General features: G+C 73.4%; 21 protein-coding genes. 8 read left to right on the top strand and 13 right to left on the bottom strand.

From position 1 onward, the window contains the following. Positions 1-66 precede the first annotated feature (66 nt). Both helR and ACQPYE_RS23260 read left to right on the top strand, forming a co-directional pair. Positions 67-2,268, top strand: a complete 2,202-nt coding sequence (helR, locus tag ACQPYE_RS23265; protein WP_498714438.1) for an RNA polymerase recycling motor ATPase HelR — start codon at positions 67-69, stop codon at positions 2,266-2,268. A gap of 246 nt (positions 2,269-2,514) precedes the next feature. Further along, positions 2,515-2,943, top strand: coding sequence for a hypothetical protein (locus tag ACQPYE_RS23260; RefSeq protein WP_498714436.1), 429 nt, complete (start codon positions 2,515-2,517; stop codon positions 2,941-2,943). 3 nt (positions 2,944-2,946) lie between these two features. On the opposite strand, the gene ACQPYE_RS23255 is transcribed toward ACQPYE_RS23260, so the two are convergent. Genes ACQPYE_RS23255 through ACQPYE_RS23230 form a run of 6 tightly spaced genes read right to left on the bottom strand, consistent with a single transcriptional unit; the run spans position 2,947 to position 11,378 of the window. Further along, on the bottom strand, positions 2,947-4,233 hold the full coding sequence (locus tag ACQPYE_RS23255) for a cation:proton antiporter (RefSeq protein WP_498714433.1): 1,287 nt from the start codon (positions 4,231-4,233) through the stop codon (positions 2,947-2,949). Next, positions 4,230-5,621, bottom strand: a complete 1,392-nt coding sequence (locus tag ACQPYE_RS23250; protein ID WP_498714431.1) for a cytochrome P450 — start codon at positions 5,619-5,621, stop codon at positions 4,230-4,232. The genes ACQPYE_RS23255 and ACQPYE_RS23250 overlap by 4 nt, the downstream gene beginning before the upstream one ends. Next, a complete protein-coding gene (locus ACQPYE_RS23245) occupies positions 5,612-6,775 on the bottom strand; it encodes an alpha-hydroxy acid oxidase (RefSeq protein WP_498714429.1) in 1,164 nt (387 codons plus the stop codon). The genes ACQPYE_RS23250 and ACQPYE_RS23245 overlap by 10 nt, the downstream gene beginning before the upstream one ends. Then, on the bottom strand, positions 6,772-8,355 hold the full coding sequence (locus ACQPYE_RS23240) for an NAD(P)-binding domain-containing protein (RefSeq protein WP_498714427.1): 1,584 nt from the start codon (positions 8,353-8,355) through the stop codon (positions 6,772-6,774). The genes ACQPYE_RS23245 and ACQPYE_RS23240 overlap by 4 nt, the downstream gene beginning before the upstream one ends. A 10-nt stretch (positions 8,356-8,365) precedes the next feature. Further along, entirely contained in the window at positions 8,366-9,841 is a 1,476-nt protein-coding gene (locus ACQPYE_RS23235) for a class I adenylate-forming enzyme family protein (RefSeq protein WP_498714425.1), read from the bottom strand. Then, positions 9,828-11,378, bottom strand: coding sequence for an FAD-dependent oxidoreductase (locus ACQPYE_RS23230; protein ID WP_498714423.1), 1,551 nt, complete (start codon positions 11,376-11,378; stop codon positions 9,828-9,830). The genes ACQPYE_RS23235 and ACQPYE_RS23230 overlap by 14 nt, the downstream gene beginning before the upstream one ends. Before the next feature lie 63 nt (positions 11,379-11,441). Here ACQPYE_RS23230 and ACQPYE_RS23225 point away from each other — a divergent pair, with 63 nt between their 5' ends. Continuing rightward, entirely contained in the window at positions 11,442-12,938 is a 1,497-nt protein-coding gene (locus tag ACQPYE_RS23225; RefSeq protein WP_498714421.1) for an aromatic amino acid ammonia-lyase, read from the top strand. On the opposite strand, the gene ACQPYE_RS23220 is transcribed toward ACQPYE_RS23225, so the two are convergent. Together ACQPYE_RS23220 and ACQPYE_RS23215 are read right to left on the bottom strand one after the other, a co-directional pair. Continuing rightward, on the bottom strand, positions 12,919-14,208 hold the full coding sequence (locus tag ACQPYE_RS23220; RefSeq protein ID WP_498714419.1) for a sensor histidine kinase: 1,290 nt from the start codon (positions 14,206-14,208) through the stop codon (positions 12,919-12,921). The two genes, ACQPYE_RS23225 and ACQPYE_RS23220, sit on opposite strands and share 20 nt — an antisense overlap. Continuing rightward, positions 14,205-14,894, bottom strand: coding sequence for a response regulator transcription factor (locus ACQPYE_RS23215; protein WP_498714417.1), 690 nt, complete (start codon positions 14,892-14,894; stop codon positions 14,205-14,207). The genes ACQPYE_RS23220 and ACQPYE_RS23215 overlap by 4 nt, the downstream gene beginning before the upstream one ends. 166 nt (positions 14,895-15,060) lie before the next feature. On the opposite strand from ACQPYE_RS23215, the gene ACQPYE_RS23210 reads away from it, so the two are divergent. Beyond that, positions 15,061-15,435: a PadR family transcriptional regulator gene (locus ACQPYE_RS23210; protein ID WP_498714415.1), complete on the top strand. Its 375-nt coding sequence runs from the start codon at positions 15,061-15,063 to the stop codon at positions 15,433-15,435. Continuing rightward, a complete protein-coding gene (locus ACQPYE_RS23205; protein ID WP_498714413.1) occupies positions 15,432-16,799 on the top strand; it encodes a permease prefix domain 1-containing protein in 1,368 nt (455 codons plus the stop codon). The genes ACQPYE_RS23210 and ACQPYE_RS23205 overlap by 4 nt, the downstream gene beginning before the upstream one ends. 65 nt (positions 16,800-16,864) lie before the next feature. Here the strand turns inward: ACQPYE_RS23205 and ACQPYE_RS23200 are convergent, their stop codons facing one another. The 4 genes from ACQPYE_RS23200 to ACQPYE_RS23185 form a co-directional block, all read right to left on the bottom strand. Further along, positions 16,865-18,076 (bottom strand): FAD-dependent monooxygenase, encoded by a 1,212-nt coding sequence (locus tag ACQPYE_RS23200; protein WP_498714411.1) that lies wholly within the window; start codon positions 18,074-18,076, stop codon positions 16,865-16,867. 534 nt (positions 18,077-18,610) lie between these two features. After that, entirely contained in the window at positions 18,611-19,534 is a 924-nt protein-coding gene (locus ACQPYE_RS23195; protein WP_498714409.1) for a hypothetical protein, read from the bottom strand. Further along, positions 19,531-19,869: a PadR family transcriptional regulator gene (locus tag ACQPYE_RS23190; RefSeq protein ID WP_498714407.1), complete on the bottom strand. Its 339-nt coding sequence runs from the start codon at positions 19,867-19,869 to the stop codon at positions 19,531-19,533. Before ACQPYE_RS23190 ends, ACQPYE_RS23195 begins: the two co-directional genes overlap by 4 nt. A gap of 94 nt (positions 19,870-19,963) precedes the next feature. Beyond that, entirely contained in the window at positions 19,964-20,596 is a 633-nt protein-coding gene (locus ACQPYE_RS23185) for a glyoxalase (protein WP_498714405.1), read from the bottom strand. 244 nt (positions 20,597-20,840) lie between these two features. On the opposite strand from ACQPYE_RS23185, the gene ACQPYE_RS23180 reads away from it, so the two are divergent. Further along, positions 20,841-21,899 carry a LacI family DNA-binding transcriptional regulator gene (locus ACQPYE_RS23180; RefSeq protein ID WP_498714403.1) on the top strand — a complete coding sequence of 353 codons (1,059 nt, stop codon included), beginning with the start codon at positions 20,841-20,843 and terminating at the stop codon, positions 21,897-21,899. 52 nt (positions 21,900-21,951) lie between these two features. Here ACQPYE_RS23180 and ACQPYE_RS23175 read toward each other — a convergent pair whose 3' ends face one another. Beyond that, a complete protein-coding gene (locus tag ACQPYE_RS23175) occupies positions 21,952-23,376 on the bottom strand; it encodes a WGR domain-containing protein (RefSeq protein ID WP_498714401.1) in 1,425 nt (474 codons plus the stop codon). 179 nt (positions 23,377-23,555) lie between these two features. On the opposite strand from ACQPYE_RS23175, the gene ACQPYE_RS23170 reads away from it, so the two are divergent. Together ACQPYE_RS23170 and ACQPYE_RS23165 are read left to right on the top strand one after the other, a co-directional pair. Then, positions 23,556-24,332 (top strand): hypothetical protein, encoded by a 777-nt coding sequence (locus ACQPYE_RS23170; RefSeq protein WP_498714400.1) that lies wholly within the window; start codon positions 23,556-23,558, stop codon positions 24,330-24,332. A 14-nt stretch (positions 24,333-24,346) separates the two neighbouring features. After that, on the top strand, positions 24,347-24,538 hold the full coding sequence (locus ACQPYE_RS23165; protein WP_498714399.1) for a hypothetical protein: 192 nt from the start codon (positions 24,347-24,349) through the stop codon (positions 24,536-24,538). Positions 24,539-24,688 lie beyond the last annotated feature (150 nt).

Below are 24,688 nucleotides of genomic sequence, written 5' to 3'. Positions count from 1 at the left end.
CGTGTGCTCCGGAATGCAGTGGAGAACCCGCCGAATCTAATACCAAGTTAGCGCTGTGAGGGGCATGTGTCAACTCAGGGGTACGAAGACGAACTGCGGTCCGAGCGCGGCTACGTGGCCGGGCTCTACCGTCGGCTGGACGCCGAACGCGCGCGGGTGAAGGGGGAGTACGACGCGGCGCTGCGCGGCACCGGCGGCACGCCCATGGAGCGCGACGTCGAGGTCCGCACGCTGGCCAAGGAGGCGAAACGGCTGGACGTGGCCGACAACGGGCTGTGCTTCGGCCGGTTGGACACCCTCACGGGCGAGCGCTCCTACATCGGGCGGATCGGGCTGTTCGACGAGGGCGACGAGTACGAGCCGGTGCTGCTCGACTGGCGCGCGCCCGCGTCGCGCCCCTTCTACGTCGCCACCGCCGCGAACCCGGAGAACATGCGCCGCCGCCGGCAGTTCCACACGCGTGGTCGCCTGGTGGCCGATTTCACCGACGAGGTGCTCGGCCGCCCCGACGGCGGCGAGCGCGGTGACGCCGCCCTGCTCGCGGCGGTCAACGCGCCGCGCGGTGAGGGCATGCGCGACATCGTCGCGACGATCCAGTCCGAGCAGGACGAGATCATCCGGCTCGACCACCCCGGCGTGCTGGTGATCGAGGGCGGACCGGGCACCGGCAAGACCGTGGTCGCGCTGCACCGCGTCGCCTACCTGCTCTACACCCAGCGCGAGCGGATGGAGCGGCACGGTGTGCTCGTGGTCGGGCCCAACCCGGCGTTCCTGAACCACATCGGCCGCGTGCTGCCGTCGCTCGGCGAGTCCGACGTGGTGTTCATGACGCCGGGCGACCTGGTGCCCGGTCTGCGCGCCACGGCCGACGACACGCCGGCCGCCGCGCGGCTCAAGGGCTCGGTGAAGATCCTCGACGTGCTCGCGGCGGCGGTGGCCGACCGGCAGCGGTTGCCGGCGGAGCCGTTGACGATCGAACTGGGTGGCGGCCCGGCGCGGATCGACGCCGCCACCGCGGAGTGGGCCAGGGACGAGGCGCGCGCGAGCGGGCTGCCGCACAACGAGGCCCGCGCGGTGTTCGGCGAGATCATCACCTACGTGCTCACCGAACGGGCGATCGGTCGGATCGGCCGCGGTTGGCTGACCAGGGAGAACAAGGAGGCGTGGGACCGCCTGCGGGCGGACCTGGTCAAGGAGCTCGCGCAGGACGACAAGTTCGTCGCCGTGCTCGACGAGCTGTGGCCGATCCTGACGCCGGCCGCGCTGCTGTCCTCGCTGTACACGTCCCGTGAACGGCTGCGGGCGGCGGGCGCGGACGAGGCGTTGTGGCGTGCCGACGGCGACGCCTGGACGGTGTCGGACGTGCCGTTGCTCGACGAGCTGGTGGACCTGCTCGGCCGGGACCAGGCCGCCGACCGGACCGCCGAGCGGCAGCGGAAGGCGGCGGCCGAGTACGCCGCGAACGTGCTGGACAGCCTCCACGGCCGCCAGGACTCGATGGACGACGAAGACCACCTGTACGCCACGGACCTGCTGTACGCCGAGGACCTGGCGGACCGCGTCCTCGAACGCGACACGCGCGACCTGGTCGAGCGCGCCACCGCCGACCGGGACTGGACCTACCGGCACGTCGTGGTCGACGAGGCGCAGGAGCTGTCCGAGATGGACTGGCGGGTGCTGATGCGGCGTTGCCCGGGCCGGTCGTTCACGGTGGTCGGCGACCTCGCGCAACGCCGGTCCGAGGCCGGTGCGACGTCGTGGGACGCGATGCTGGAGCCGTACGTGCCCGGCCGCTGGGTCTACCGGGCGCTGACCGTGAACTACCGCACCCCGGCGGAGATCATGGCCGTCGCCGGCGCGCTGCTCGCCGAGTTCGCCCCGGCCGTCCAACCGCCGGAGTCGGTCCGCGCGTGCGGCGTCCAGCCGTGGTCGAGGCGGGTCGCGGCGGACGAGCTGCCCGCCGCCATCGAGGAGTTCGTCCGGGACGAGGCCGGCCGGGTGGGCACCAGCGTGGTCATCGGGCCGGCGGGCATGGCGGGCACGGTGCCCGCGTCGGAGACGAAGGGCCTGGAGTACGACGCCGTCCTGGTCGTGGAACCGGCGCGGATCCTCGCCGACGGCCCGCGCGGCGCGGCCGAGCTCTACGTCGCGCTCACCCGGGCCACCCAGCGCCTCGGCGTCCTGCACCAAGGCCCGTTGCCGCAGGCCCTGACCGGTCTGGAGGAGGTCGGGACGCCGGCCGGCGCCGGGAACCGGCGGATGACGTAGCGACGCGCGTGCGGCCGGCCCGCTTCCAGAGCCGGCCGCACACGCCCGACCTCGACCCCGACCCCGGCCCGGCCCGGCCCGAGTCACCGTGCGCACGTCGGCCATCGCCCGGTTCACGATCGGGGCACGGCGGTTCTCGACCGGGTGATCTACCCCCGGTTCGGCGCACGAGGTGCGGTCCGTGCCACTAGAAACCGGTGTCGGCGCTCAGCGGGGGGCGGGGAGGAAGTGGGCACACGAGCTGTGGTGCGAGTCGGGTGCGCGCTGCTGGTCCTGTTGCAGGTGGCGGTCGGGTTGTGGGCGGCGCTGGCCCCGGAGGGGTTCTTCGCCGGGTACCCGACGAGGGAGGTCGGCTGGGTGGCGCTCTTCCCTCCTTACAACGAACACCTCGTGCGGGACTACGGGCTGGCGTTGTTGCAGTTGGCGCCCCTGGCGCTGGTCTGCCTGAAGCGGCCGGAACCGGCGTTCGCCGCCGCGCTGCTGATCGGCGTGCTGCTGTTCCACCTGCCGCACGCGGTCTACCACGAGCTGCACGTCGTCCGCACCGACGACCTCGTGTGGCAGCGGCTGGCCCTCTGGTCGCCCGTCGTCCTCGCCGCCGGTCTGCTGCACCCGACCTGGAGGTCGGCGAGGAGCCGCCGCCCGCCGACGACGGCTCCTCCGACCACCGGGTGAACGTCACTTGTTCGGCGCCGGCACCGGGGGCGGTATGAAGTCGGTCGTGCCGCGCTCCAGGCTCTCGGGCAGGGACGCCCGGTAGATCGGCATCGCGGCGGCGGTGGTCACGATCGCGACCGCGACGAGGATCGCGAACAGCTCCGGCGTCACCAGGTCGTGGGCGAGGCCGATGTTGATGAAGATCAGGATCATCAGCCCCCGCGCGTTCATCAGCCCGCCGACCGCCGACGCGTAGCGCCACGAGAAGCCCTGGGCGCGCACGACCACCGCGCAGCCGAGGTACTTGCCCGCGAACGCGACCGCCATGATCACCGCGAGCGGCCACCACAGCGCGCCGCCCGCGCCGAAGCCGGACACCTGCGTGTTGAGCCCGCTGAACGCGAAGAACACCGGCAGCAGCAGGATGGAGTTCAGGTCCGTGAGCCGCGTCTCCAACTCCCGGCGCACGATCGCCGACTGCGGCATCGCCAGCCCCGTGATGAACCCGCCGAACACCGAGAACACGCCGATGTAGTCGGTGAACCACCCCGCCAGCAGCACGAGGAGCAGCACGAGCGCCATCACGTCGCGGCTCATCCGGCCCTCGCGCTCCACCCGCGCGCCCAGCCGGGCGAACAGGGCGCGCCCCACCGTCAGCATCAGCAGTGCGAACACCGCCGCGCCCGCCACCGTGCCCACCGCGTCGAACGGGCTGCCCGCCGCCGCGACCGCGATGATCACCGCCAGGATGACCCACGCCGCCGCGTCGTCGATCGCCGCCGCGACCAGGGTGAGGCCGCCGATGGGCGTGTTCGCGATCCCGCGCTCCTGGAGGATCCGCGCGAGCATCGGGAACGCGGTGATCGACAGCGCGCCGCCGACGAAGAGCATGAACTCCCACCGGGTCGTGCCGTCCGGGCTCAGCGAGCCGAAGAACAGCGCCGCCGCGCCCGCGCCCAAGGCGAACGTCGGCACGATGCCCGACACCGCGAGCGCCGCCGCCCGCCGCATCTGCTGCCCGCTCGCCAGGCTGTGGTCGAGCGAGGACCCGACCAGGAACATGTAGAACGTCAACCCGATCGTGCTCAGCACGTACAGGGTGTCCTTGACGTCCGCCGGGAAGATCAGGGCCTGCGCCCCCGGCGCCACGGCGCCGAGCAGGGCCGGTCCGAGCAGGACGCCGGCGACCATCTCGCCGACCACCCTGGGCTGCTTGACCGCCATGGCGAGGCGTCCGCACAACGTCGTCGCGGCGAGCACGACCGCGAGCGCGGCGAACACCTTCAAGGCGAACTGGATCTGGTTCACTCGGTGATCTCCTGGGTGGGAGGCGGCTCAGGCCGCAGTGGACGACCCTGGGTGTCGTGCGTGTCGAAGTAGCGCCCGGCCAGCCGCAGCCGGTGGGCGTGCAGGACCATGACCGTGCCCAGCACGAGCTGGACGACGCTGAGCCACACGTCCTCCCACCGGTCCCGCGCGCGCAGCAACGCGCCGAGCACGGCCAGGTGGCGCGGTGGCAGCGGCTCGTCCACCCGCACCAGCAGGCACGGGCCGCGGCTCGGCAACGACCGGGTGTGGGTGACCGTGGAGTGCAGCGTCACGCGGCGCAGCACCTCGGCGGTCGCCCCGCGCAGCGCCAGCGGGGACAGCCGCCACGCCGGGCACGGCCGGTTGGCGGCGACGCCGAACGGGATGTGGTGCGCGGTGCGCGCCTGGACGCCCTCCCAGCGGTCCGGGTCGAACACGTCCGGGCGCGCGTAGCCGGTGGCGTGGTAGTCGGGGTAGCTGAAGCACAGCACCGAGCCGGCGGGCAGCGTGGTGCGCCCGTCCAGCGCGATGTCCCCGGTGGTGACGCGGTGCGCGATGCCGAACAGCGGGTAGAGCCGCATGGTCTCGTCCAGGACGCGGGCGAAGTAGCGCTCGTCGCCCGCGAGCCGGGTCGCCACGTCCGGGTGCTGCGCCAGCGCGAGCAGCAGGTGCGCCATCGCCTCGGACATCTGGACCACCGCCGTGGTGAAGAAGGTGCCTTGCAGGTAGTGCACCTGCTCGGTGGGCGACAGGCCGGCCGGCAACGGCCGCCGCACGTCGCCCGCCGCGACCCGCCGGGCCAGGTAGCGGGTCAGCCGCGCCCGGCGGGCGGGGTGGCGCAGGCCGGTGCACTTCAACGACGTGACCACGTCGTCGGCGTGGTCCACGATCAGGTCACGCGCCTCGCGCGGGCACGGCTCGCCGAACACCAGCTCGTGGAAGTACTCCGCCCACACCGGCGTCATCAGGTCGCGCAGCCGCACCAGCGCGACCCGCCCGGTGACCACCTCGTCGAGCACCCGCCCGGCGCAGCGGGCCGCCGTCGCCGACAACGCGTCACCCGGCCCGGCCAGCAGCGCGCGCGTCGTGCGGGCCACGTCGTCGTAGCGCGGGCCGGCCTCCAGGTGCTCCTGGTGCACCTCGGGGCCGGGGGAGAGCCAGTACCAGAACAGGTCCGACAGCCCGGCGCCCCGGCTGCGGCCGTTCGCCGCCGGGTGGCCGTAGACCTCCTGGAACCGGTCCGGCCCGACGTCGGCGTTCGGGAACGTGATCGCGTTGTCCCCGTTGACCTTCTCGAACACCTTCTTGCGCAGGGCGACCACCCGCGCCGGCAGCCAGCGGGGCGCGGTCAGCACCACGGCGGCGGCGAGCAGCCCGGTCACCCACACCGCGCGGGCACCCCCGTCCCGCGCGCGACGACCAGGTCCCGGGTGAGGTCGGCCGGTCCACGCCCGCCGCACAGCGCGAGGACGTGGTCGAACTCGTCGCGCAGCACGTCGAGGACCCGCGCCACCCCCGCCTCGCCGGCCGCGGCCAAGCCCCACAGCGCCGGCCTGCCGACACCCACGGCCGCCGCGCCGAGCGCGAGCGCCACGGCCACGTCACCGCCGCTCCGGACACCGCCGTCCAGCAGCACCGGCACCCGGCCCGCCACCGCGTCGACCACCGCCGGCAACGCCTCGACGGCGGCGGGCGCGAGGTCGGACTGGCGACCGCCGTGGTTGGACACCACGACCCCGGCCATCCCGTGCTCGACCGCGAGCACCGCGTCACCGGGGTGGAGCACGCCCTTGAGCCACACCGGCAACGACGTCAGCTCCCGCAGCCGGTCCAGGTGCGCCCACGACACCGACGGCGACATCTCGATGTCGCGCACGCCTCCCGGTGGACCACCGGGCAGGTCGCGCATGTTCTCCGCCGCGAGCCCGGCCGGCAGGTCGTGGAAGCCGTGCTCGGCGTCGCGGCGGTGCCGGCCGAACACCGGCGAGTCGGCGGTCACCACCAGCGCCGCGCACCCCGCCCGCTCCGCCCGGTCCACCAGGCACGCGGTCACGTCCTCGTCGGGCTGCGGGTAGAGCTGGAACCAGACGGAGGCGTCCGCGGCCGCGGACCGTGCCGCCGCGACCACCTCGCCGATCGCCACGGTGGAGGCCATGCCGGACACCAGCACCGTCCGCGCCGCCGCCGCGGCCCGTGCCGTCGCCAGCTCGCCGTCCGGGTGGGCGAGCCGGTGGAACGCGGTCGGCGCGATCAGCACCGGCAGGTCGAGGCGACCGCCGGGCAGGTCGACCGCGAGGTCCCGCGCCACCCGGCCGCGCAGCACCCTCGGCAGCAGGGCCAGGCGCCGGAACGCCGCCTCGTTCTCCCCGAGCACGACCTCGTCGCCGACGCCGCCCGCGTAGTAGTCGTAGTGCACCGGGTCGAGCACCGCGCGGGCCTGCTCGTGCAACCCGGCGAGGCCGGTGCTCGCGGTGAACCCGGTGCTCGCGGTGGACTTCGTGCTCGTGGTGAACCCGGTGCTCGCGGTGGACTTCGTGCTCACGGTGAGACCGCGGCGGTCCGGGCCAGTCGGGCGTTCAGGAACGCCAGCAGCGGCGCCCGGTGCACGTCCTCGCTGTCCCACTCGTTCTCCAGGTTCTCGGTGAGGTGGTGCTCGCCGATCAGGAGCCCGTCCCGGAAGTGCCGGACGACCGGGTGCAGGTAGCGGCCGTCGAGCCCGGTGGTGTCCTGCTGGGACACCCGGCCCGCCGAGACGTCGAACGGGTTGACCCGGTCGTGGCCCTCGCCGTACTCCAGCGTCACCGCCAGGTAGGACTCGACGTCGCCGAAGTCGCCCCGGCCGACCGCCTCGTGCAGGTGCGCCAGCGGCACCTCCTCGGCGTAGCGGAGGGCGCCGTCCGACCCGACCAGGACCGCGTCCGCCATGAACGCGAACAGCTGCCACAACGCCGAGGTCCGGTTCACCCGTCCGATGACCGCCTCGACCACCGCGTCGGTGGTGGGGGAGAGGTCCCGGCTCGGCCACGCGACGCCGTGGTAGCGGTGCTCCAGGACGTGGTGCAGCGCCCGCACCCCGTACCGGAAGCCGTGGATGAACCCGCTGGTCGACTTCTTGAAGTCCCTGGCCTGCGTGATGGTGCCCGCGAAGAACAGGTCGGGCACGTTGACCGACTCCCAGGCGGCGGTCTGGTCCGGGAAGCGGTCGTTGATCGTCAGCTGCGGCCGGCACTCGGGTGCGAAGATCGACGCGTCGAACCGGAACCCGGTCGCCAGGATCACCCGGTCGTAGCGGATCTCCTTCACCCGTTCGTCGACCCGCACGAAGCTCACCCGCACCAGGAAGCCGTCGCCGTCACGGCGGATGTCCACCACCCGGCCGTCCAGCAGCGCGTTCTGCGACTTGAGCTGGTAGGTGTCGAGGAAGTTGTTGTTGACCGCGCGCAGGTGGCCGACGAAGTGGGTCTGCCACGCCAGCTTCAGCGAGCCGGGACCGGCGACGTGGATGACCGACGCGGTCTCGATCAGGTTGTCGGCGGTCTCGAACGCCGAGTTGCCGCGCCCGATGATCAGCACCTTCTGCCCGGTGAAGTCGGCCGGGTCCACCGACACCTCGTCGTAGCGCTCGGCGAGCTCCACCCCGTCGATCGGCGGCACGTAGGACCGGGACACGCCGGTGGCCACGATGACCCGCCGGGCCCGGTAGGTGTTCCCGTGCTGGTCGCGCACCACGAAGTCGTCCGGCCTGGTCACCTCCACCACCGACGTGCCGTAGCGGATCGGCAGGTCGTGCGCGGCGGCGAAGTCGGCCAGGTAGCGGACCATGTCGTCGGCGTGCGGGAAGTAGCGCGGCGTGTAGCGGGTGAACAGCAGCGTCGGGTCGTCGGACAGCAGCGAGTTCCAGTCGGTGCGCAGGTTCAGCTCGGGGTCGTCCCACCCGGTGATCGGCTTGTTGATCGAGATCAGGGTGCGGTGCCGGGGGAAGCGGGCGAAGAACGCGCCGGGAGCGTCACCGGCCTCCAGCACCAGGTGGTCCCGCCCGGCGCGGGAGAGCAGGTACGACGCCTGGAGCCCAGCCGGGCCGGCGCCGATCACGAGACACTCCGTCGAAACCTCGCTGGACACGTCGTTCTCCTCACGTCCGGGAGCGGGACAGCAGGCGCTTGTCCGGCTTGCCGCTCGGTGCGAGCGGCGGTTCTTCGATCGCGGTCAGGGCCACCGGCGCGCACGCCGCGCCCAGCCGGCGCGTCACCAGCGCGCGCAGTGCCGCGAGGTCGGGTGTCCGGCCTCCGGTCGGCACGACGAACGCGTGCACCGCCTCGCCGGTGTCCTCGTCCGGCACGGCGACCACGTACGCCTCGGCGACGTCCGGGTGCTCGGCGAGGACCCGCTCGATCGGGCCCGCGTAGTGCAGGTTCGCGTTGACGATGACCACGTCCCTGGTCCGGCCGGTCAGGTGCAGCCGGCCGTCGGCGTCGACGTGGCCCAGGTCGCGGGTGCGCACCCAGCCGTCCGCGAACACCTCGGCCGAGCGCTTCGGGTCCGCCCAGTACGCGCCGGCCTGCGCCGGCGTGCGGACGAACAGCTCGCCGTCGACACCTCGCGGGACCGGCGCCCCGTCCTGGTCGCGGACCTCGACGCGCACGGCGGCGGGTGGCACGCCCACCGTGCCGGGCGCGTCGGACGGGGTCGCCATCGCGATCATGCCCGTCTCGCTCTGGCCGTAGCCGTGGAACACGACCGGTCCGAGCACGTCCAGCGCCTCGCGGTGCCGGTCGGCGGTCAGCGGCGACCCGGACACCATCAGCGCGCGCAACGTCGACAGGTCGGCCGGCGCGCGGCGTTGCGCGGCGACGAGCTTCGCCAACCGGGGCACCGTGAACACGCTCGCCGAGGCGCGGTGGCGGGTGATCGCGTCGGGGAAGTCGGGCCGGTCGGCGACGACCGCGGCGCCACCGGCGGTGATCGCCAGCACCGCGTACTCGAACATCACCTGGCTCGACAGCGACCCGAACACCAGGAAGCGGTCCAGCCGGGAGGCCAGCTCGCGGATCGCGGGCGGCCACGCGTCCGGTCGCGCGGTCCACGCGGCCGTCATCGCGGCGTAGGTCTGCGCGCACGCCTTGGGCGCGCCCGTGCTGCCGCTGGTGTGGATCAACCGGGCGACGTCGGCGGGCCTGCCGGCGCACCGCGGCCGACCGTCGGCACGGGTCTGGCGCAACGAGTCGACGGTCAGCGCGCGGACGCCCGGTCCGGTGGTCCGCGCCACCGCGTCGGCCGAGTCGGTGACCACGGCGGCGAGGTCGAGGCCGAGCAGGTGGCGCACCTGCTCGTCGGGCAGCCCCGGTCGCACGCCCAGCACCCGGGCGCCCACCACGTGCGCGGCGAGGATCGTGGCGAACGCCTCGGGGTTGACGCCGAGCACGAGCGCGACACCGTCACCCGGGCCCAGCCCGTTCCCGCGCAACCCGGTCGCGATCCGCGCCACCAGGTCGAGCATCTCCGCGCCGCTCACCACGCGCGAGCCGTGTTCGAACACCGGCCGTCCACCGGCGGTCCCGAGCACGTCGAGCACCGCGCGCGGGAACGGCTCGGCGTCACGCGCCGGCAAGGCACTCCTTCACGAACGCGGTCAGCGGCTGCTGGTGCACCACCGGCAGGTCCCAGCGGTTCTCCAGGTTCTCGGCCAGGTGGTGGGTCGCGGTGAGCACGCCGTCGCGGTAGTGGCGCACCACCGGGTGCAGGTAGCTCGCGTCGTGCGCGTTGGCCGCGTCGTTCTCCGCCACGCGGGGGACGGAGATGTCGAACGGGTCCGCGGCGTCGTGGTCCGGCCCGTACTCCAGCGTCGCCACGAACCGGTGCTCGGCCGGGCCGAGGCCGCCGTCGGCGAGGTAGGCCACGGGCACCTCCTCCTCGTACCGCGCGGCGCCGTCGGAGACCGTGACCACGTCGCCGATCACCGCGAACTGCTGCCACAGCGCGGACGACCGGTTCACCCGGGCCACCAGCGCGTCGCTGATCGCCTCCGGTGACGGCGTCAACCCGGTCGACGGCCACGGTGTGTCGTGGTGGCGGGCGGCGAGCACGCGGTGCAGGGCGCGGACCCCGTACCGGAAGCCGTGGATGAACCCGCTGGTGGACTTCTTGAAGTCGCGCTGCTGGGTGAGCGTGCCCGCGAAGTACAGGCCCGGCACCGTGGTCGACTCGTAGGCGGGCGTCTGCTCGGGGAACCGGTCGTCGATCACCAGCGCCGGGCGGCAGCTGTCGTCGAACACCGACGCGTCGAACCGGAACCCGGTGCACGCCACGATCCGGTCGTACTCCAGTTCCCGCAACGACCCCACCGCGCGCGCATAGCGGAACAGGACGCGGAAACCGCCCCCGGGCCGGGGCTCGATGAGCTCCACCGTGCCGTCGAGGACCGCGTTCTCCGACTTGAGCTGGTAGGTGTCGAGGAAGTTGTTGTTCACCGCGCGCAGGTGGCCGACGTAGTGCGTCCGCCACGCGAGCCGCACCGAGTGCGGACCGGCCACGTGGATGACCGCCGCGTGCTCCACCAGGGAGTCGGCGGTCTCGAACCCGGAGTTGCCCTTGCCGAGCACGAGCACCCGCTGGTCGGTGAACGACTCCGGGTCGGTGTCGAACGTGTCGTACCGCTCGGCGTGCTCGATGCCCGGGATGGGCGGCACGTGGAGTCGCGAAACCCCGGTCGCCACCACGACCCGCGCGGCCCGCCACGTCCGGCCACCGCCGTCGAGCACGGCGAAACCGTCCTCGTCCCGGGAGATCCGCGTGACCTCGGTGTCGTAGTGGACCCGGACGCCGGTGGCCGCGGCGAAGTCGGCCAGGTAGCGGACCAGGTCGTCGGCGGCCGGGAAGTACCGGGCGCTGTAACGGGTGAACAGCAGGTCGGGGTCGTCGGTCAGCAGCGAGTTCCAGTCCATCCGCAGCCGCTGTTCCGGGTCGGCGGAGCCGGTGTGCACCTTGTTGATGGAGATCAGGGTCCGGTGCCGCGGGTAGCGGGTGAAGAAGGTGCCCGGTCCGGTGCCGCGTTCGAGGACGGCGTAATCGCGACCGTCGCGCTCCAGCAGGGCGGCGAGCTGCACACCAGCCGGTCCCGCCCCGATGATCAGGTAGTCGTGCGCCATGAGCCAGGAAGCTACGCACCGGATCTCAGAACTCTCTGAGATCGACTGCCTACCGTCGGTGCCGTGACCACGACCGTGACCGAAGCACCCGTGGACCTCGGCGAACCACTGCGGAGCGACCACCTCCACCGTGCGGCGGCGCCCTTGTCGGTGCTCGTCAGCCCCACCGTCCGGGAGCGGGTCGACCGGGGGCGCGAGTACCTGCGCACCGTGCTCGCCGACGACGAACGGCCCGTCTACGGCGCGAAGACCGGGTTCGGCGCGCTGATCGGCTTCGCGGGCCGTGCGGACGAGGCGGACCAGTGCGACAACACCCTCGCCCACCTCGGCGCGGGGCAGGGGCCGGACCTGCCCGCCGACATCGCCCGCGCCGCGCTGCTCGTGCGGGCGTGGTCGCTCGCCCAGGGCCTCTCGGGGGTGTCCGCGCACGTCGTGGACGGGCTCGCGGCGATGTTCGCGACCACGTTCGTCCCGGCGATCCCGCGCTACGGCTCGGTCGGCGCGAGCGGCGACCTCATCCCGCTCGCCTACGCGACCCAGGCGTTGCGCGGTCGCGGTCACGCCTACCTGGACGGCGAGCGGATGCCCGCGGGCGACGCCCTGAGCCGCGCCGGGCTGACCCCGCTCACCCTGGACGGGCGGGACGCGCTGGCGCTCGTCAACGGCACGTCCGTCACGACCGCCGCCGCCGCCCTCGCGCTGGACAGCGTGCGCGCCTCGCACCGCGCGATCCAGGACCTGACGTGCCTGCTCGTGGACGTCCTCGGCGGTGACCCCGGTTTCCTCGACCCACGGCTGATCTCGGCCTACGGGCACCCCGGCGCGGTCACCGTCGCCGACCGGATGCGCGCCACCCTCGTCGGCACGGTCCCGACCGGGCAGCGCGCCCTCCAGGAGCCCTACAGCATCCGGTGCTCGCCGCAGCTGCTCGGCGCGGCGGAGGACGCGTTGCGCTACGTCGACGGCGTCGTGGCGGCCGACCTGGGCGGAGTCAGCGACAACCCGCTGTTCTTCCCCGGTGACGACCTCGTCGCGCACGGCGGCAACTTCTTCGGCCAGCCGGCCGCGTTCGCCGCCGACGTCCTCGCCATGGTCACGGCGTCGTTGGGCAACCTCGCCGAGCGGCAGCTCGACCTGCTGGTCGACCCGGTCCGCAACACCGGCCTGCCGCCGATGCTCGCCGCCGGGCCGGGACGCCAGCACGGCTTGCAGGGCGTGCAGCTGGCCACGACCGCGTTCGTCGTCGAGATCCGCCGCGCGGCCCTGCCCGCGAGCACCCAGAGCCTGCCGACCAACCTGCACAACCAGGACGTCGTGCCGTTCGGCACCCAGGCCGCGCTGCGCTCCTACGACCTCGCCGGACTGCTCCGGCTGCTGTGCGGCTCACTCGCGCTCGGCCTGCGGCAGGCCGTCCACGTGGGTGGCCGGCGACCGACCTCGCCCCGCTGCGCCGCTCTGCTCGACGCCCTCTGCGACGTGATCGCCCCGGTCGACCCCGACCGGCCGCTCGACGCGGACGTGCGGGTGGCCGCCGACCTGGTCACCTCGGGCCGGTACTGATCACCTCGTCCGTCGCGGTGTCGGTGGTGGAGGCGGCCGGTAATCGCAGGGTGAAGCGCGCGCCCTGACCCGGGTGGCCGACGGCCTCCACCGTGCCGCCGTGGCCGGTCACGACTTCGCGCAGCAGCGCCAGCCCCAGTCCGAACCGCCGCTCCGGCCCGCCGGCCCCGCCCAGTCGGCCCGGTCCGCGGTGGAAGCGGTCGAAGAGCCGGTCCGCCTCCACCGGGTCGAACCCCTCGCCGGTGTCCGCGACCGTCAGCTCGACGTGCCCGTCCCGCAGCCCGAGGCGCACGTCGATCCGACCGCCCTCCGGGGTGTGGCGCACGGCGTTCGCCAGCAGCTCGTCCACCGCGCGCCGCAACGCGGTCTCGACACCGGTCACGACCAGCGGACCGGTGGGGCGGTGGACGGTCAGCGTGATCCGCCGCTCGTCCGCCCGGTCGCCCTCGGTCGCCACCGCGGACTCCGCCAACGCGGCCAGGTCGACCGCCCGGCCGTCGACATCCCCGGACCGGCGGCTCAGCCGGGCCGACAGCAGCAGGTCGTCCACCACGTCACCGAGCCCGCGGATCGAGCTGGCGAGCGCGTCGAGGCTGTCGCGGTGGTCGTCGGGCAGGTCCGCCGCCTTCGCCCACCGGGCGAGCAGCTGCGCCCGCGTGTACGCCCGCGCGATCGGGGTCCGCAGCTCGTGGCTGGCGTCCGTGACGAACCGCCGTTGCCTGGCCAGCGCCTCGGCCAGCGGCGCGACCGTGCCGCGGCCGACGCCCAGCCCCAGCAACGCCGCCGCGAGCAGGCCGCCGATCTCCGCGATCACCAGCGCCAGCAGCAGGTGCCGCCGGTCGGCGAGCTGGTAGCGCGTGTCGAAGACCGCCTGCGCCGTGGTGCCGTCGGCGCCGCGCCGGGTCAGCACCAGGTACTCGGTGCCGTTGAGCTCCAGGTCGCGCTCGACGGTCCCGCCCGACGCCTCGACCGCGCGGAGGTCGTCGTGCAGCGGGAAGCCGGGCGGCACCTTCAGCACGCCGTCGTCGAGCACGCCGTCGTCGAGGATGAACAGCCACGTGCACCCCGGAGGCGTCGACGGCACGCCGAACTGGGCGTTGTACCGCAGCTCGCGCGTCACCTGCGCTTCCTGCGCCCGCACCATCACGACGTAGGCGATACCGCCGACGAACGCCACCAGCACGGTGATCGCCAGCCCGACCAGCACGCTGATCCGCAGGCGGGCCCGCCGGACCACCACGCGTTCCGCCTCGGCCCACGAACGGCTCACAACGCCCCCAAGCGGTATCCGAGTCCTTGCACCGTGTGCACCACCGAACGGTCGATCTTGGTCCGCAGGTAGTACACGTAAGTGTCCACAATGGATGTTGCCGAAGCGTCCGGGAACACCACGCGCCGCAACGACGCCCGTGTGTGCACCGTGTCCGGATGGGTGGCGAGCACGCGCAACAGGGTGAACTCCCGGGCGGTGAGCGGCACCCGTCCGCCGTCGGGCAGCACCACCTGCCGCTGCCCGACGGCGAGGTGTCCGGCGCCGATCCGCAGCACGTCGGCCAGTTCCAGCGACCGCCGGCACAGGGCCCGCAGCCGCGCGCTCAACTCGTCCAGGTCGAACGGCTTCACCAGGTAGTCGTCCGCGCCCGCGTCGAGACCGTCGATCCGGTCGTGGACGCTGCCCAGCGCGGTGAGGATCAACGCCCCCGCCCGCACGGACTTCGCCCTCAGCCGCACCAGCAGGTCGAGCCCGTCGAGGACGGGCAGGCCGCGGTCGATGACCACCACGTCGTACGGGCGGGTCAGGGCGAGGTGCAGCCCGCGTTGCCCGTCCAGGGCGACGTCCACGGTGTACCCCTCGTCGCGCAGCGCGGCGGCGAGCAACTCCACGAGTTCGCGGTCGTCCTCGACCAGCAGCAACCGGAAGCAGTTGGCCGGCCAGGATCTGGGGTTGCCCTGCACGCCACCAGAGTCCCACTTCGGGGTGTTCGGTCAACGTGATGAGAGCGCCGACCATCGGGGTTCCGCCGCCTGCGTCCCAGATGGTCCGTTCCGCGCTGCTTGCTACGCCTTGATACCTAGCAGTACTATGCCTTGCACATCTAGGGTACGTCCCGGGGAGGTTCGGTTGAAGGTCACCAAGGACCTCGTGGCCGCTTCGGCGACCCCGATGGTGCTGGGCATCCTGGCCGAGGAGGACAGCTACGGGTACGCCATCCTCAGGCGGATCAACGAGCTGTCCGGCGGTGAGCTGGACTGGACCGAGGGGCTGCTCTACCCGTTGCTGCACCGGCTCGAACGCCTCGGGCACGTCGAGTCGAGCTGGCGGTCGGTCGCCGGCGAGCGGCGGCGGAAGTACTACCGGATCACCCGCGGCGGCCTGGCCGAGCTCGCCGAACAGCGTCGGCAGTGGGACACGGTCGTCGACGCGCTCAAGGAGATCTGGCCCCGTCCGGACGGTCCGCGTCCGTTGACCACGTTCCCCCGCGGAGGCTTCGCATGACCGGCGATCAGGGCGACCTGGACGCGCAGTTCGCCCAGTGGCGGCACTACGTGCAGCGGCGGCGGGAGCTGCGGCAGACCGACGTCGACGAGCTCGAAGACCACCTCCGGGGTTCGGTCGACGACCTCCTGGCCGCCGGGCTGCACGCCGACGAGGCGTTCCTGGTCGCGGTCAAGCGCATGGGCAGCCTGGACGAGCTGTCCCGCGAGTTCGCCCGGGAGCACTCGGAACGGCTGTGGAAGCAACTGGTGCTGACCGGCGGGTCCGACGGGCCGGTGGCGGGCGGACGGTCGCGGCGGGACCTGTGGGTGATGGTGGCCTGCGCGGTGGGCGCGGCAGCGTCGGTCAAGGCGCCGGAGCTGTTCGGCCTGGGCATCGAGGACGACGCCGCGTTCTACGGGCCCAACGTCGGCCTGCTCGTGCTGCCCTGGCTGGCGGGCTTCCTGGCCTGGCGCCGTCGTGCCGCGGCCGGGTTGGTCGGCGTGCTGGTGGCGTTGTTCGCCCTCGGGGCCGTGGCCGCCAACGCCTACCCGCTCGCGGAGGACTCCCAGTCGGTCGCCCTGACCGCGATCCACCTGCCGATCGCGCTGTGGTTCGTGGTCGGCCTGGCGTACGTGTCCGACGACGTGCGGTCGTCACGGCGTCGGATGGACTTCGTCCGCTTCACCGGCGAGTGGTTCATCTACTACGTCCTCATCGCGCTCGGCGGCGGTGTGCTGACCGGTTTCGTGTTCGGCACGTTCGAGGCGATCGGCACCTCGCCGGAGACCGTCATCTCGCAGTGGGTGGTCCCGTGCGGCGCGGCGGCGGCCGTGGTCGTGGCCGGGTGGCTGGTCGAGGCCAAGCAGAGCGTGGTGGAGAACATCGCCCCGGTGCTGACCCGGCTGTTCACCCCGCTGTTCACCGCGGTGCTGCTGGCGTTCCTGGTCACGCTCGGCGTCACCAGCTCCGGCATCGACGTCGAGCGGGAGGCGCTGATCCTGTTCGACCTCCTGCTGGTCGTGGTGCTCGGCCTGCTGCTCTACTCGTTCTCGGCCCGCGGCCCGCTGGCCCCTCCCGGTGTGTTCGACAAGCTCCAGCTCGCCCTCGTGCTCAGCGCGCTGGTGATCGACGTGCTGGTGCTGCTGGAGGTCACCGGCCGGATCACGGAGTTCGGCACCACGCCCAACAAGGCGGCGGCGCTGGGCGAGAACGCCATCCTGCTGGCCAACCTGGCGTGGACGGCGTGGCTGCTGCTGTCCCTGGTCCGCCGCCGCGCGCCGTTCACCGCGCTCGAACGCTGGCAGACCGCCTACCTCCCGGTGTACGCGGTGTGGGCCTGGGTCGTCGTGCTGCTCTTCCCGCCCCTGTTCGCCTACCTCTGACCGGTCGTGCTCCTCGCGGCGGCGGTGTCCACTTCGGAGCGGGCAGTCACCGCGCACCGGCGGGCTCAGACGAGTTCGCCGTGGTGGGAGCCCTCCGAGGCCGCCAGCGCCTGGTCCGCGTCGTAGCCGTGGATCCAGGCCAGGTCGTCGGGCAGCCGGCGCAGCCCGGCGTCCCGCTCGTCGGCGGCGGGCCCGTCGGGGAGTTGGTAGCACTCGCCGTTGCGCCGCGAACTGCGTTGCAGCATGCGGGTCCGGTTGCGCCGCACCCGCTCGTAGCGGTCCAGCGCCAGCGCGGGTCGGTTCGGCCACGTGCGCAGGCACGCTGCCAGCACGACGGCGTCCTCGACCGCCTGGTTCCCGCCCTGACCGTGGTGCGGGAGCATCGGGTGCGCGGCGTCGCCGACCAGCGTCACCCGCGCCAGGCTCCAGCGGTCGATGGGCTCCCGGTCGAACAGGCCCCAGTGCGACACCTCGTCGGCGGCCTCCAGGATCCGGGTGACGGCGGGCGACCACCCGTCGAACGCGGCCAGCACGTCGGCGGCCCGACCGCGCCGCACCCACGACTCCCTGGTCCACCGGGGGTCCCGCACCACGGCGAGGAAGTTCACCGTGTCGCCGCCGTGCACCGGGTAGGCGACCAGGTGCCTCTCCGGGCCGAGGTGGAGCGACAGCTCGTCGTCGACCGCGTCGCCGACCACGTCGGCCGCGACCAGGCCGCGATAGCCCGACCTGCCCGAGTAGACCGCCCGATCGGCTCCGACGACGGCCGTCCGCACCGCGGAGTGCACGCCGTCCGCGCCGACCACCACACCGGCCTCGACCCGCCGGTCACCGTCGAACTCGACCACCACCCGGTCGGCCTGCGGGGTGACGCCCAGGCAGCGGTGCCCGGTGCGCAGCTCGCCGCCCTCGTCGCGGTACCGCTCGGCCAGCAGCCCTCGCAGGTCCGCGCGGTGGAAGGTGTAGTACGGCGCGCCGAACCGGTCCTCGTAGTCGCGGCCGAGGGGCAGGGCCTGCCGCACCCCGCCGGTGCGCCAGTGGCGGAACACCACGCGCGCGGGCTGGAAGGCCATCCGCCGCATCTCCGCGCCCAGGCCGAGCCGCAGCAGCGGCCGGGTGCCGTTCGCGCCGAGGGCCAGCCCCGCTCCCTCCTCGGTGAGGGCCTCGGCCTGCTCGAACACCACGACCCGGACACCCGCGCGGCGCAGCGCCAAGGCGGTGACCAGGCCCCCGATCCCCGCGCCGACCACGGCGACCGGCACGTGCCCGGAACTCACGGCGCACCGGGGACGGCGAGGGCGTCGCGCGACGCGGCGACCACCCGGACGCCGTCGCCGGGCCGGGAGGGGGCGGTGGACTGGAGTGGCACTTCTGGCATGGTCGCTCCTGCGCGGAAGTCACGGTGGGACGCCGTGGACCTCGACCCGTCATCGGGTCCACGACCTGCCATCCGGTGTCGCCCGTACGGGCGGCCGATTCGTCGCCCGGCGGCATCATGGGCCGTCCTGTGCACCGAGCGTAAGCGCCGGTCGCGGGGGCGGCAATCGCGGTCGGGGCGCTGCGGGAGCGCGCCGCGGTCGATCACCCGGCCTGGACGGGTCCGTCCGGCGCGCCGGACCGGGCACGACGTCACCGGACCCGGTGACGTCGTGCTGACCGCGTGGTCAACGGGGCGTCGTGGGTCACGCCCCGTCAGGCTGCCGTCCTTCGTCAGAGGGACGCGCTGTCACACGTTGGTGTGACGCGGAAGATCACCCTACGGAGGGAACTCGTCGTGACGGGTGGCTCTCGTCCACGCCCTCGGGCGCCGGTCAGGTGACCGGTCGGTCGGGGCGCCCGCGCACGCGGCGCGGCAGGCCGCCCAACGCCACCAGCACCACGACCGGCAGGCCGTAGAAGACCGCCACCTCCAAGGAGTCCGGCATGCGCAGCGACAGGAACAGCTGCACGAAGCCCAGCGCCGTGGTCACGGTCGGCAGCAGCAGGATCAACGCGGCCCGGCGGCCGACGCGCGACCGGTGGCCGCACGCCACCGCGGCGCCGGCGACGACCGTGACGAGCCCGAGGAACTCGACCAGCGGCACGCGGTGGCCGAAGACGCCCAGGACGACGGTCACGCCGACCGTCGCGGCCATCACGAGGACCGCCCGGCCGCCGACCAGTTCCCGGCCGCGCGCCGGCCCCGGCGACCACGTCAGCGCGACCGCGGTCAGCAGACCCACCAGGATCCACCCCGCGTCCACCCCGGTCCACCAGCGCTGGTGCGGGAGGAACGCCGCGACCAGCACGGAACAGACCACGGCCACCCACGCGAGCACCGCGCCGGCCCGTGACCACCCGAGCAGGACGAGGACGGCCACCACACCCCAGAGGACCCACACCGGCGCGTCCGGGAACTGCGTGGACCACGGCATGTCCCCCAGGCTGTCCGCCTTGACCCACCACGCGATCTCGTGCAGGCCGGTCGTCGCGCCCGCCAACAGCGCCACCGGCGCGAGCAGGCTGACGATCGCGAGCACGTCCCGGGCGTCGACGCCGCCGTCGGCCGCCAGCGCCCGCCGCAGGTGCAGCCGCAGGGCGGCCCACACCAGGTCGACGTGCTCACGCGGGCTCGGCCGCCGCCGATCACCGGCGCCCGCCATCAGCACCGCCAGCATCTCCTCGCCGTGGCGTTCGCGGTGGTCGCGCGGGTACCACGCCAGCAGCCGCCGATAACGCCGCTCCCGCCCGTTCACGCCGTGCCCCCCGCCGGTCGGAGCCGCAGGCGTCGCTCCGCGGCCCTGGTCTGTGATCGCAACCTCTGCACCTCGGTCTCCAGCCTGGCCGCCCCCTGGTCGGTCAGGCGGTAGTAGCGGCGGAGCCTGCCGTCGACGACCTGCTCCCGGTCGACCGTCACCCAGCCGTCCGCGGCCAACCGGTCCAGCGCGGTGTAGAGCGTGCCCGCGCGCAGCTTGACCCGGCCCTCGGAGATCTCCTCGACGTCGAGGAGGATGCCGTAGCCGTGCTGCGCCCGTGCGGCCAGCGCCGTGAGGATCAGGAACGTCGGCTCCCGCAGGGCACCGTCTTTCATGTGATCGGTATATACCGATCATCGGACTATGGCAAGCGCCGGTGACGCGGTCGTCCACGATCGGGTGGCTGGGGGACCGCGCGGCGGCGCGGCGTCATGCGTTCGTGGGGACCCGGGACGCGGCCTCCCACACGAACCCGTCCGGGTCGGTGAGGGCCCCGATGTCGCCGCCGATCGCGATCCGGTGCGAGCCGGTGCCGTCAGGCGTGACGCCGACGTCCTTGGCCAGCGCGCGCCGCCGGTACAGCGCCAGCTTGACGACGCTCGACCCGGTGGTGGCGAACTCGACGTACACGCGGCCGAAGCTCTTGCCGACGGCAAGCCCCTGTCCGGTGTAGAACCGCTTGCTCGCGGCCACGTCCGCGACTCCCAGCAGCAGCACGACCTCGTCGATCCGCCTGGTCGCGGGACCGGTGTCCTTCTTGGCCGAGGTCGCGATCTTCCAGATCGCGCCGTCCGGCGCCTGCACGACGGCGCCGTAGCCCCACAGGGACTTGGCGGCGGGCTTGAGCGTGGTGGCGCCGGCTTCGAGCGCGGTCGCGACGAGGCTGTCGACGGTGGACGGCTGGGACACCGTGAGCGCCAACGTGAACCCGCGGAAGCCGGTCGTGGGCGCCTCGGTGGTCCGCGGGCGGAGCTGGTCGGTCAAGCCGAACGCGTCGGCGTAGAAGCGGCGGGCGGCCGTGGTGTCGGCCACGTCGAGGGCGATGAAGTCGATGGTTGCCATGGCGACAACGCTAGGTCTGCCGCTGCCACCAGCGCTTCTCGATTCCTGATCGGTCTCGGCGCGGCGGATCTGGAGCGCGCCAGCCCCGGCCACCCGCCCGGGTGAGCGCTTTCCGGACGGGTGATCCTGGCGCTCACCGCGGCGACCTCCCGCCCCGCCCCGCCCGCGGTGCTCGCGAAATCCGCCGCCGGCCCCGGCCTGCTCACGGGCGCTCGCGGCTGGGGCCGGCCGTTAGACTCGCCGCATGGCTTCCACCCGTGACCCGGCCCCGGGTGCAGCCGGCAGCGCCGGGATCACCATCGCGCGGATCGCCGAGTTGGCGGGCGTGTCGGCGGCGACGGTGTCCAAGGTGGTCAACGGGCACGTCGAGGTCGCCGCCGAGACGCGCGCCCTGGTGGAGGGCCTGCTCCGCGAGCAGGGGTACCGGCGGCAGAAGAAGGTGAGCAAGGCGCCGCTGGTCGAGGTCCTGTTCCACGAGCTGGCCGGCACCTACCCCGTCGAGGTGATCAAGGGGGTCGAGCGGGTCGTCACCGAGCACGGGCTGACGATCGGGTTGACCGAGCTGCACGGCACGCACACGCCCGGTCGGAGCTGGATCGACGGGGTGCTGGCGCGACGGCCGACCGGTGTCGTCGCCGTCTTCTCCGGTCCCACGCCCGAGCAGCACGAGCAGCTGCGGAGCCGTGACATCCCCGTGGTACTGGTCGACCCGACCGGTGAGCCCGGGCACGGCGTGCCGTCGGTGGGCGCGGACAACTGGAGCGGCGGCCTGGCGGGGACCCGTCACCTGCTGGAGCTCGGGCACCGGCGCATCGCGGTGATCACCGGCGCGCCGCAGATGCTGTCCGGCCGGGCCAGGCTCGACGGCTACCGCGCGGCCATGGACGCGGCCGGCGTGCCGGTGGACCCGGAGCTGGTCCGCGAGGGCTACTTCCAGATCGCCGACGGCCTGGAGCACACCCGGTCGCTGCTGCGCCTGCCGGACCCGCCGACCGCCGTGGTCACCGGCAACGACGGCGAGGCGCTGGGGGTGTACCAGGCCGTCTACGAGGCGGGGTTGCGCATACCCGACGACCTGAGCGTGGTGGGGTTCGACGACCTGCCGCCCGCGCAGTGGATGATCCCCACGCTGACCACGGTCCGGCAGCCGTTGAGCGACATGGCGGCCACCGCCACCGGCATGGTGATCGACCTGGCGAACGGCAAACCCCTGTCGCAGCACCGACTCGTCCTGTCCACCGAGCTGGTCGTCCGCGCCAGCACGGCCGCCCCGCGACGCGGACCCCTCAGCCCTCGGTCGTGACCGGCTCGGTGGGCCTCGCGGTCCGGACGGCCGCCCGGCGCGACGTCCGTGCTCAGCGCAGGCGCTTGATCTCACCGCGCGTGCGGTAGAACGACCCGCCGGCCGACGTGACCACTTCCGCGACCAGGTACCGGGCGCCGGGCACGCGGATGTTCTTCGGGAACTGCACGCCCCACGTCCGGTCGTAGCCCTCCGAGACGACGTGCACCCTGACCCGGCCGCCCACCTGCACGCACTCGACCACGACGCCGTCGCCCGGCGCGACCTGCGACACGACCTCGACCTCCGCGGTCGCCTCGACGCGGTCGATGGCGCCCGCCTTGACGTCCTGGCGCTGCGGCAGCCGGCCCTGCTCGGCCGCGCCCACGGCGGCCGGGCTGGCGTCGAGGCACGCGAGCGAGCCGTCCGTGGTCACCAGGTAGAGCCGCTCGTCGCGGTACTGCATGGAGAACGCCGAACCGCACCCCGTGGCCAGCTTCCACAGCCGGGTCCCGTCGGCGGCGAAGCAGTACACCGAGGACTGGTTGTCGCCCGCGAAGACGAACTCGCCGTCGGGCGACGTCGCGCAGGAGAACACCGCCGCGTCGCAGCGGTACTCGCCGGTCACGCGACCGTCCGACTTGGCGAACCGGTGCACGCGGCCGCGGCTGGTGCCGGCGAAGACCTCGTCGCGCTCCTGCCAGCCGAACAGCACCCCGCCGACGGTGTCCGCGTGCCACGCCCGGTTCCCGCGCCCGGTGTAGTGGGTGACGCCCCGGGAATGGCCGTGGAAGACGCCTTCCGGCGAGCAGCGGACCATCCAGGCGCTGTCACCGGTGGCCGGCACCGACCACTGGAACTCGTCCTCGTGGTCCACCACGGTCACCCGGCCCTGCCGGTCGGACACCCCGAGCACGCCGTCGTGGATGTCGAGCCAGTAGATGTCGACGTCCTCGGCGATCTCGTAGGCCACCCGCGGCACCTTGGCGCCGAGGTCGTACACCTGGCCGTCGTCGCACCCCGCGTAGATCCAGAAGTCGTCGGCCACGATGCACTTCACCGCGTCGGGCAACCCGAACCGCCCGGTGACCCGGCCGTCGTGGGTGAGGGTGTAGACGTCGCCCTTCTCGTTGCCGACCCAGGCGTGGTCCTCGCCGATGAAGATCCCGAACGCCGGGGCCCCGGAGGCGAACCGCCACAGCACCGGCGCCTGGGTGGCGGTGGAGCGGGTGCTGACGATCTGCCGCCTGCTCACCGACCGGCGCTGGCGCATCCCCCTGACGGCGGGCGCGTAGCCCTTGCGCACCTTCTCGCCGATCTTCTTCTCGGCGGCCTTGAGCGCCTTGGTGTGGTCGGCGAAGGTCGCGCTCCTGACCTGCCCCTGCTCCCCGATCCGCCCGTAGGTGATGGTGACCTCGGTGTCGTCGACCCGCACTTCGTAGAACTTGTGCGCGCCACCATCGGCCTCGGACAGCTCCAGGTACGTCGTGGCAGACATGCGTTCGCTCCTTCTTCACGTGATCCGAGGGCACGCTATCGAGCGGCACCGACAATTCGCGTGCGGGCCGCCGGGCGCCGGTCGGAGCCGGGGGAGGGGGCCGGCTGTGGTCGGGGCGGGCGGTCGCCGCGTGGAAATACTCATGCACCTCCGCCGTCGGCGCGGTTAGCGTGGCGGACGTGGTCAACTCGGTGCGGGTCGCAGCGGTCCTGTGCGCGGGTCTGCTGCTCACCTCGTGCGGTGGGCAGGGCGATTCGGCCGTCGGTGACGCGGAAACGGATCGGCAGTCCGCGACCCTGGCCGACGCCATCGGCTACCCGCGTCAGCCGGACGCGGCCGGTCTCGCGCGGGCCGCGTTGGCGACGCAGCTCGGCGGGTCGCCCGACTTCAGCGTGCTGCGGGCCGAGGACCTGGCGCACGGAGGACCCGAAGACCCGATGGCGCGCCTGGTCTGGCGGATCCACCGGGACGCGCACAACTCGGGCTGGGAGCAGACCCCGGAGTTCGACGTCTGCTACGAAGTCGCCTTCGACCACTACGGCGCGGTGTCGGCGCCGGCGCGGGTCACGTGCCCGGCCGACGCCACCCCGATCACGCCGCCGCCACTGCCGAAGCGGGACATCCCGCCGGACTTCACACCGGCCCTGGAGGCCGCCCTCGGCGCGCTGCCCGGAACGCCCGGCGAAGCCGAGGTGCGCGACGCCCTGGCCGCCGCTCTGCCGGCGCCGCGGGTGGACCCGGAGACCGGCCTCACGAGCATCCCGCCCGCGGTGCTCGTGCACGTCCGGGGTGCGGACGTCGGCGTGGCGCTGTCCGCGCACACCGGCGGCGACGGCGAGCACTGCGTGATGGGTCGGCGCGTCGGCGGCGAGGTCCGGGTGTGGTCGCTCAACTGGCGCGACCTGGGGCCGATGGAGAAGCCGTGCACCGCCGAAGCCGCGCTGGCCACCTCGTGATGTCGGTCGGGCCGATGTCGCCGGCCTTGCCGGTCACGTGCGCCGACATCCGGGCGGCCACCGCGCGGGCGGGCGTTCTCCCGCGCGGTGGCCGGCCCGAGCCGGGCGCGCGGGTACTCGGCCACACCGCCCACAACGGACTCGAACGTGGTGCCGCGGACCAGGGACCGGTGCGCCTGCCGGGCGTCGGAGCCGAACGCGGCTGACGGCCGGCACGATGACGGCCCGCGAACCCGGCCGCCACCTCACGGCCTGGACCGGCCCCTCCCGGGCAGGGCATACCGGCGATTGCGCCGAACAGCCCAGGCGCTTGCGCGTCGTCCGGATCGACGGCTATGCTCCTCGGTATCCAGTTC

The organism is Actinosynnema sp. CA-299493, assembly GCF_050946825.1.
Classification (GTDB): domain Bacteria; phylum Actinomycetota; class Actinomycetes; order Mycobacteriales; family Pseudonocardiaceae; genus Actinosynnema.
This window is presented reverse-complemented; position numbering and strand designations above follow the sequence as displayed.

What these genes read in the sequence shown, in the direction of transcription:
- ACQPYE_RS23230 (WP_498714423.1), bottom strand. Translation starts at nt 11,378, where the DNA reads ATGGCGCACGACTACCTGATCATCGGGGCGGGACCGGCTGGTGTGCAG.
- ACQPYE_RS23180 (WP_498714403.1), top strand. Translation starts at nt 20,841, where the DNA reads ATGGCTTCCACCCGTGACCCGGCCCCGGGTGCAGCCGGCAGCGCCGGG.
- ACQPYE_RS23175 (WP_498714401.1), bottom strand. Translation starts at nt 23,376, where the DNA reads ATGTCTGCCACGACGTACCTGGAGCTGTCCGAGGCCGATGGTGGCGCG.
- ACQPYE_RS23185 (WP_498714405.1), bottom strand. Translation starts at nt 20,596, where the DNA reads ATGGCAACCATCGACTTCATCGCCCTCGACGTGGCCGACACCACGGCC.
- ACQPYE_RS23165 (WP_498714399.1), top strand. Translation starts at nt 24,347, where the DNA reads ATGTCGCCGGCCTTGCCGGTCACGTGCGCCGACATCCGGGCGGCCACC.
- ACQPYE_RS23190 (WP_498714407.1), bottom strand. Translation starts at nt 19,869, where the DNA reads ATGAAAGACGGTGCCCTGCGGGAGCCGACGTTCCTGATCCTCACGGCG.
- ACQPYE_RS23205 (WP_498714413.1), top strand. Translation starts at nt 15,432, where the DNA reads ATGACCGGCGATCAGGGCGACCTGGACGCGCAGTTCGCCCAGTGGCGG.